Genomic DNA, 6,857 nt, shown 5'->3' with positions numbered 1-6,857 from the left:
CGGAGCAAGCCGTGCTCGAGCAGCGCCGACTCCACGGCGGCGTCGACCTGCCGGCGGACCGCGTCGTCGTCGTCGAAGCGCACCTCCCGCTTTCTGGGGTGGACGTTCACGTCCACTGCGTCGCCGGGCACCGCGAGGAAGAGGGTGACGAAGGGGTAGCGGTCGCCGCCCAGTTGCGTGCCGTAGGCACCCATGATCCCCTCGCGGACGGCGTCGGCGGTCACCGCCCGGCCGTTGACGTACGTCGCGAGGTAGTCCCGACTCGAGCGGTTCGTTTCGGGGTGGGAGACGAGGCCGGAGACCGATTCCAGGGGACCCGGCGGAAGTTCGTCGCCGCCGGCCTCGACGGGGATCATCGACGAGGCGACCTCGCGGCCGTAGACCGAGAGGACGGCGGCCTGGAGGTCGCCCTGTCCCGTCGTCGAGAACACCTCGCGGCCGTCGTGGGTCAGCGTGACCGCCACGTCCGGGTTCGCGAGCGCGTAGCGGGTGACGACGCGGTTGACGTGGGCGAACTCCGTCGCCGTCGTCTTGAGGAACTTTCTGCGAGCGGGCGTATTATAAAAGAGATCCTCGATTTCGACCGTCGTTCCCGCCGGACAGCCCGTCGGCTCGACCGAGACGACGTCCCCGCCCTCGTAGGCGAGTTCCGTTCCAGCGCCGTCCGCATCTCGCGGGCGCGAGCGGATCGCCATCCGCGAGACCGAGCCGATAGTGTGCAGCGCCTCGCCCCGGAAGCCGAGCGTGGCGACGCCCGACTCGAGTTCCTCGAGCCCGTCGAGCTCGGTCAGCGTGTGCTCGCGAACGGCCGCGCGGACGTCTGCTTCTGACATGCCCTGCCCGTCGTCGGCGACGCGAATCAGCTCCGTACCGCCCGCCTCGACGGTGACGTCGACGCTCGAGGCGTCGGCGTCGAGGCTGTTCTCCACGAGTTCCTTGACGGCACTGGCGGGGCGTTCGACGACCTCGCCAGCGGCGATGCGGGCGACGGTGTCCTCGTCTAACTGGTGGATGTCGGTGTCGTTCTGGGGGTGGGTACTCTCGTCACTCATGATGATCTGGCGTCGGCGCGGCGATCGGTTCCGACGCGTCTCCTGTGCTGGATACAGGTAGAGCCGGCGGCTGGTTAGGTCTTCCGTCCCGCGAAGCGCCGTGACTCGAGCGCATCGGCAGGGTTCGAGTCCGTTATCAGTCCTCGAGCCCGAGGTCCTGCGACATCGAATTCCCCGCTCGCGGCACGCCCTTCACCGTCACGGTCTCGCCGTTCATGAACGAGGCGGCGGGACTCGAGAGGAACTGAGCGACGTCGGCGATTTCCTCGGCGTGACCGATGCGGCGGTCGGCTTTCTCGCGGGGCGGCATGTCCTCGCTGTCGATGCCGAGCGTGTCGGCGACGCCGGGCGTCTGGATGAGTCCCGGGGCGATACAGTTGACGCGGATGCCGTCCTCGGCCCACTCGACGGCGAGCGTCTCGGTCAGCCGGATGATCGCCGCCTTCGACGCGCCGTAGTGGCTCTCGCCGGGGGCCGCGTGCTGGCCGTTCACGCTCGAGAGATTGATGATGACGCCGCCGTCGCCCTCGCGCATGACTTCCCCCGCGAGCTGCGTGCAGTGGACCGTGCTGTTAAGGTTGAGGTCGACGATGGTCTGCCAGCCGTTCGCCGAGATGTCCTCGAACGCGGCGACGAACTCCCCGCCGGCGTTATTGACGAGGATATCGATGTCGCCGAACTCGTCGACCGTCTCGTCGACCAGATCCCGGACCTGATCGCGCTCGCGGACGTTGCACTCGACGGCCAGCGCCTCGCCCGCGTCCGCAGCCTCGTTGATTCCATCTGCGACCGGGCCGACCCGATCCATCGACCGCGAGCAGATCGCGACGTTCGCACCGCCCGCAGCCAGCGTCTCCGCGATCGATTGTCCGATTCCCTGGCTCGCGCCGGTGACGATGGCGGTCTTCCCCGCAACGTCGAAGTCAGCTTCGTGCATCGTGTTACCGAGTTCCGTATCGACCCAAAGTTCTACCGATGGGGGCCGGCCTCGCCGTCTTTCGATCGCGGCTCTCCTAGTGGGTCGTGCGAACGCCGTGGTTCCCGCCCGTGACTCGAGGTGGATCGATGACCCCGAAGAGCGACCGGTCGACCCGGAATTCGCAGGGGCGCCGTTCCGGACTTCCCCGTTCGAGGGGTTTTTGAACCGCGTTCGTTTGATAGCGTCTACTGTCGGACGCGTGACGCGGTTCACCTCCGTCGCGCTCCTTCGCGATCGGGAGTTCGCGGCACTGGCCGGGACGGCCTTCGCGCGGAGTCAGGCGTACTCGACGATTCTCATCGCGTTGGCGCTGTACGCCGATCTCTTCGGGACCTCGGGCTTCGTCGAGGGGCTGTTCGGCGCGACCTTCGCGTTCGTCCAGTTACTCATCGTCTTGCCGCTCGGTCGAAACGTGGACACGGGAAACGCAAAGCGCTACCTGCTCGTCGGCTTCCTGATCAACGTCGGCGTCTTCGTCGCGTTCGTCTTCGCGAGCGGTCCGGCCCACGTCATCTTGATCCGGATGGTCCAAGGGCTGGGCGCGAGCATCCTCTGGATCACCGGTTCGACGATCGTCGGCGAGATCAGCCCCGACGACCAGCAGGGCAGGTGGCTCGGCTCCTACAACCAGTTCGCGTCGATCTCGTCGCTGGCCGGTGATCTGATCGGCGGCTTCCTCCTCTACGCCTACGGCTTCACCGCGACCTACGCCGTCCTCTCGGCGATCACGCTCGGCGCGTTCGTCCTCGTCTTCGCGTTCCTCCGGGACAACCCCGGCGGCCGGAAAGACCCCGAGGAGGCGGGCGGCGCGGAGACGTTCCGCTCGCTGCTGGGCCTCCCGATGCTTCGGGCGCTGGTCGGCTTCCGCTTTTTCTTCAGTTTCGGCAAGATGGCGGTGATCCTCTTCCTCCCGATCTACGCGCGGACGAGTTTCGGCATCTCCGCGTTCGCCATCGGCTGGATCATGGCCGGCGGAAAGCTCACGAAGGCGCTCACGCAGGGGTTCGTCGGCAACCTCACCGATAGTTACGGCCAGCGACACTACTTCGTCGCCGCCGGCGCGATTCTGTACGGCATCGGCACCGCCGCGATTCCGCTCGCCGCGTACGCCGCGGGGCGGATCGATCCCGTCGCGGTGACGTTCCACGGGGACACGCAACGCCTCGGCGGGGCCTTCTTCGCGCTCTTCGGGGCCTACTCCCTGCTCGGGGTCGCCGACTCCATCCGTCTGCCCGCCAGCATGTCGCTGTTCGTCGACGAGGGCGAGCGGTACGACTCCGTGGCGAGCGCCATGTCGCTGCGCTCGCTCTCCTGGAAGTTCGGCCAGGTGACGGGACCGATCCTCGTCGGTACGACGATGGACGCCGTCTCCACGGAGGCCGGTTTCTACCTCGCCGCCGGGTTCATCGTCGTCGCCACGTCAGCCTTCGTCGTCACCGCCCAGCGCGCCCACGCGAAGCGAGTCGTGACCGAGGATCCCACACCGGGTGACTGACGCGTGGCGGTCACCGTTCGCGGGATGGGTCACGTCTCGAGTCCCACTGCAGAACACAATGTACCGGCAGGGGATCCCGAGGATGGCGACTGCCAGCGCCGCGCTTTTCGGGCCCGCGGCCGTCGAATCCGTATGAACCTGCGACGGATCCGCTCCGTCGCTCGAGACGTGGTCGTCGTGGTTCGCGAGCAAAACGTGGCGTTCATGGCGGGCAGTATCGCCCACGCGGCGTTCCTCTCCCTGCTCCCGCTCTTGCTCCTCCTGTTGATCGTCGTGGGTGCGGTCGGCAACGAGTATCTGACCGACCAGATCGTGCGGATGGCCCGCGATCACCTCAGCCCCGCCGGGCGGGGGGTAGTCTACGAGGCGCTGACCCACGCGTCAGAGCGCGCCGGCGCGTCGCTCATCGGAGTCGCCTCGCTGCTGTGGGGCATGGTGCGCATCTTTCGCGGACTGGATACCGCGTTCGACGAACTGTACGGAAAAACGGAGACCTCGCTCCGCGAGCGACTCATCGACGGCCTCGTCGTCGCCGTCGCCGTCGTGATCGCCACGGTCGGGACCAGTCTCGCGACGGCCGCGCTGGCGGCGGTCGACCACCCCGTCGTGGTAGGACTGACCCCGATCGTGTTGTTCGGAGGACTCGTCGTCGCGTTCTTTCCCATCTACTACGTCTTCCCGGATCTGGACGTCTCGGCGCGTGAGGCCCTGCCCGGAACCGTTATCGCCGCTGCGGGCTGGGTCGTCCTCGAGACCGTCTTCGGGATCTATGCGGACCTCGTCAATACCGTCGGAACGTACGACACGTTCGGCGCGGTCATCCTCTTGCTCGTCTGGCTCTACGGGACCGCGTTCGTCCTGCTCGTCGGCGCGGCGGTGAACGTCGTGATCGGCGAGTATCACCTGCACGGGAACGCACGTCGCGGCGACGGACGGGACGCGGCCGGCTCCGTCAGCGGGTAGCCGACGATGAGAGCGGCGACACCCTCCCACACTCCCTACGTCTTCCGATCGGAACCCGGAACTGCTCCGGCCCGATGGATAACGGAATCTATAGCCGTCCTGCGCCGAGACCTTGGAGCGAAAATGTCGTGGTATCTCTTGCTCGTTGCGGGCCTGTTCGAAATCTGCTGGGCGATCGGCCTCCAGTACTCCGACGGGCTCTCGAAACCGGTGCCCGCGTTCGGCACCGTCGTCGCCCTCGGTATCAGTATGGTACTACTGGCGCGGGCCGTCGAAGACCTCCCCGTGGGCACGGCCTACGCGGTCTGGACGGGTATCGGGGCCGTCGGAACGGCCTCGCTCGGAATCGCCCTGTTCGACGAGCCGGCCACCCTCGCCCGGATCGCGTTCATCGGCGTCATCGTCGTCGGGATCGTCGGCCTTCACCTCGTCTCCGGTGGGCACTGACCCGAAACTGCTCGCTATCTTCGATTCAGATTACCAACCGCAGGTGCCCGAAACAGCTGTTATCAGTGGACGACTGACCGGCTTCACGATCCGTTCGACCGTTATCTCGCGGCTGGCTCGAGCGGCAAGCCGACAGAACGAACCGACTCTCCCGCTCACTCCTCGAGTCGCTCCTGTAACTCCTGGACTTTCGAGACGAGTTCGATCGGCGGCGTCGTGTTCACGTCGATCGACTCGAGGTCCTCGAGGACGGCTTCGGTATCGGGATCGATCGGTCGGCTGTCGGAGTCGGCGTCCCGCGATTCGATCTCGGAGTCGCCCGCCACCGATTCGGCGTCGGAATCGGCCTCCATCGGACCGCCATCTGTCGATGCCGCCTGTGCGTGGGCCCGGTCGCGCTCTCCCTGCGTCTGCATCGTTCCGCTCCCTAGATCGAAGACCGCTTGGACGGGGTCGCTCGAGCCGCCGCCTTTCGCCTCGATGGCCTTCTCCTCGCGTAGTCGCTCGAGGACGTCCCTCGAGCGGTCGACGACGGGGTCGGGGACACCGGCGAGGTCGGCGACGTGAATCCCGTAGGAGCGGTCGGTGGGTCCGTCGCGGACGGTCCGGAGGAAGGTCACCTCGCCGTCGCGTTCGTCCGCCGCGACGTGGACGTTGGCGACGCGGGGAAGATTCTCGGCGAGTCCGGTCAGTTCGTGGTAATGGGTCGCGAAGAGGGTCTTCGCCTTGACCTCGTTGTGGAGGTACTCCGTCGCGGCCCACGCGATCGAGATGCCGTCGTAGGTCGCGGTGCCCCGTCCGACCTCGTCAAGAATGACAAGCGACTCCTCGGTCGCCGTGTGGAGGATGTTCGAGAGTTCGCTCATCTCGACCATGAACGTCGACCGGCCCTGTGCGAGTTCGTCCAGCGCACCGACCCGGGTGAAGATGCCGTCGACCAGCCCGATCTCGGCCTCCTTCGCCGGAACGAAGCTGCCGATCTGAGCCAGCAGGACGATACAGGCGACCTGGCGCATGTACGTCGACTTGCCCGACATGTTGGGCCCGGTCACCACGAGGAAGCCCCTGTCCTCGTCTGCGCGCCCGCTGGCGCGTTCCTGGCCGGCGGCTCCAGCCGCCGGTCCCAATCGGACGTTGTTCGGGACGAACTCCGTCGTCTGCTCGACGACCGGGTGTCGGCCCTGTTCGATCTCAAGGCGGTCGCCGCGATGCAGATCCGGCTTGACCCACCGGTTCTCGGCCGTGTGAGTCGCCAGACTCGCGAGCGCGTCGACCGTCGCCAGCGCCCGGCCGACGTCCTGCAGCAGTTCGGCCCGCGCGGCCACCTCCTCGCGGAGTTCCTCGAAGAGTTCGTACTCGAGGTCGCCGCGTCGCTCCTCGAGTCGAAGGATCTCGCGCTCTTTCTCCTCGAGTTCGTCGGTGGTGAAGCGCTTCGAGTTCTTCAGCGTCTTGATCTCCTCGTAGTGGTCCGGCACGCCGTCGGCGGCGGACTTGCCGACCTGGATGTAGTAGCCGTCGGTCTTGTTCCGGTCGACGGTCACGTGGCTCAGACCGTACTGTCCCTTCTCGCGGTCGGCGAGCGTGTCGAGCCACTCCTTGATCGCCTCGTGGCGCTCGATCACCTCGTCGAGCTCGTCGTCGTACCCCCGCTGGAGGAGTTCACCCTGCGTCACCGTCGACGGCGGCTCGTCGGCGATGGCCTCCTCGAGGGTCTCCCGCAGCTCCCGCGCGGCGTCGCGATCCGGGCGATCGACGATCTTCGAGAGGGGCGAGTCGGCCAGCTCCGGAGTCGACGCGATGGCGTCTGCCAGCGCGGGTAAGACCGCGAGCGTCTCCTGAACCGCGAGGAGGTCCCGCGCGTCCGCACTGCCGTGCGTGGCCTTCGAGGCGAGGCGGGCCAGATCGTAGGCCTCGCCGAGCG

The 6,857-nt window shown here is 67.1% G+C and carries 6 protein-coding genes; 3 read left to right on the top strand and 3 right to left on the bottom strand.

Annotation, left to right across the window (positions count from 1 at the left end):
* A partial coding sequence (gene mutL, locus PGX04_RS27580; protein ID WP_273741408.1) for a DNA mismatch repair endonuclease MutL occupies positions 1-1,052 on the bottom strand: 1,052 nt, incomplete at its 3' end.
* A gap of 136 nt (positions 1,053-1,188) precedes the next feature.
* Positions 1,189-1,989, bottom strand: a complete 801-nt coding sequence (locus PGX04_RS27575; protein ID WP_273741407.1) for an SDR family NAD(P)-dependent oxidoreductase — start codon at positions 1,987-1,989, stop codon at positions 1,189-1,191.
* A 241-nt stretch (positions 1,990-2,230) separates the two neighbouring features.
* Here PGX04_RS27575 and PGX04_RS27570 point away from each other — a divergent pair, with 241 nt between their 5' ends.
* From PGX04_RS27570 to PGX04_RS27560, 3 genes are all read left to right on the top strand, one after another.
* Positions 2,231-3,526 (top strand): MFS transporter, encoded by a 1,296-nt coding sequence (locus PGX04_RS27570; protein WP_273741406.1) that lies wholly within the window; start codon positions 2,231-2,233, stop codon positions 3,524-3,526.
* A 132-nt stretch (positions 3,527-3,658) separates the two neighbouring features.
* On the top strand, positions 3,659-4,489 hold the full coding sequence (locus PGX04_RS27565) for a YihY/virulence factor BrkB family protein (protein WP_273741405.1): 831 nt from the start codon (positions 3,659-3,661) through the stop codon (positions 4,487-4,489).
* 123 nt (positions 4,490-4,612) lie between these two features.
* Positions 4,613-4,936, top strand: coding sequence for a DMT family transporter (locus PGX04_RS27560; RefSeq protein WP_273741404.1), 324 nt, complete (start codon positions 4,613-4,615; stop codon positions 4,934-4,936).
* Between the two features lie 155 nt (positions 4,937-5,091).
* Here the strand turns inward: PGX04_RS27560 and mutS are convergent.
* Positions 5,092-6,857 (bottom strand): DNA mismatch repair protein MutS (mutS, locus tag PGX04_RS27555; RefSeq protein WP_273741403.1); only part of this gene is annotated, 1,766 nt, incomplete at its 5' end.

The organism is Natrinema soli (assembly GCF_028618695.1).
Note: the sequence above shows the minus strand (reverse complement) of the source record. Positions and strands in the feature narration are given on the sequence as shown.

Bases quoted from the DNA above. Each gene is read 5' to 3' on its own strand.
- PGX04_RS27575 (WP_273741407.1), bottom strand. From the start codon at position 1,989: ATGCACGAAGCTGACTTCGACGTTGCGGGGAAGACCGCCATCGTCACC.
- PGX04_RS27565 (WP_273741405.1), top strand. From the start codon at position 3,659: ATGAACCTGCGACGGATCCGCTCCGTCGCTCGAGACGTGGTCGTCGTG.
- PGX04_RS27560 (WP_273741404.1), top strand. From the start codon at position 4,613: ATGTCGTGGTATCTCTTGCTCGTTGCGGGCCTGTTCGAAATCTGCTGG.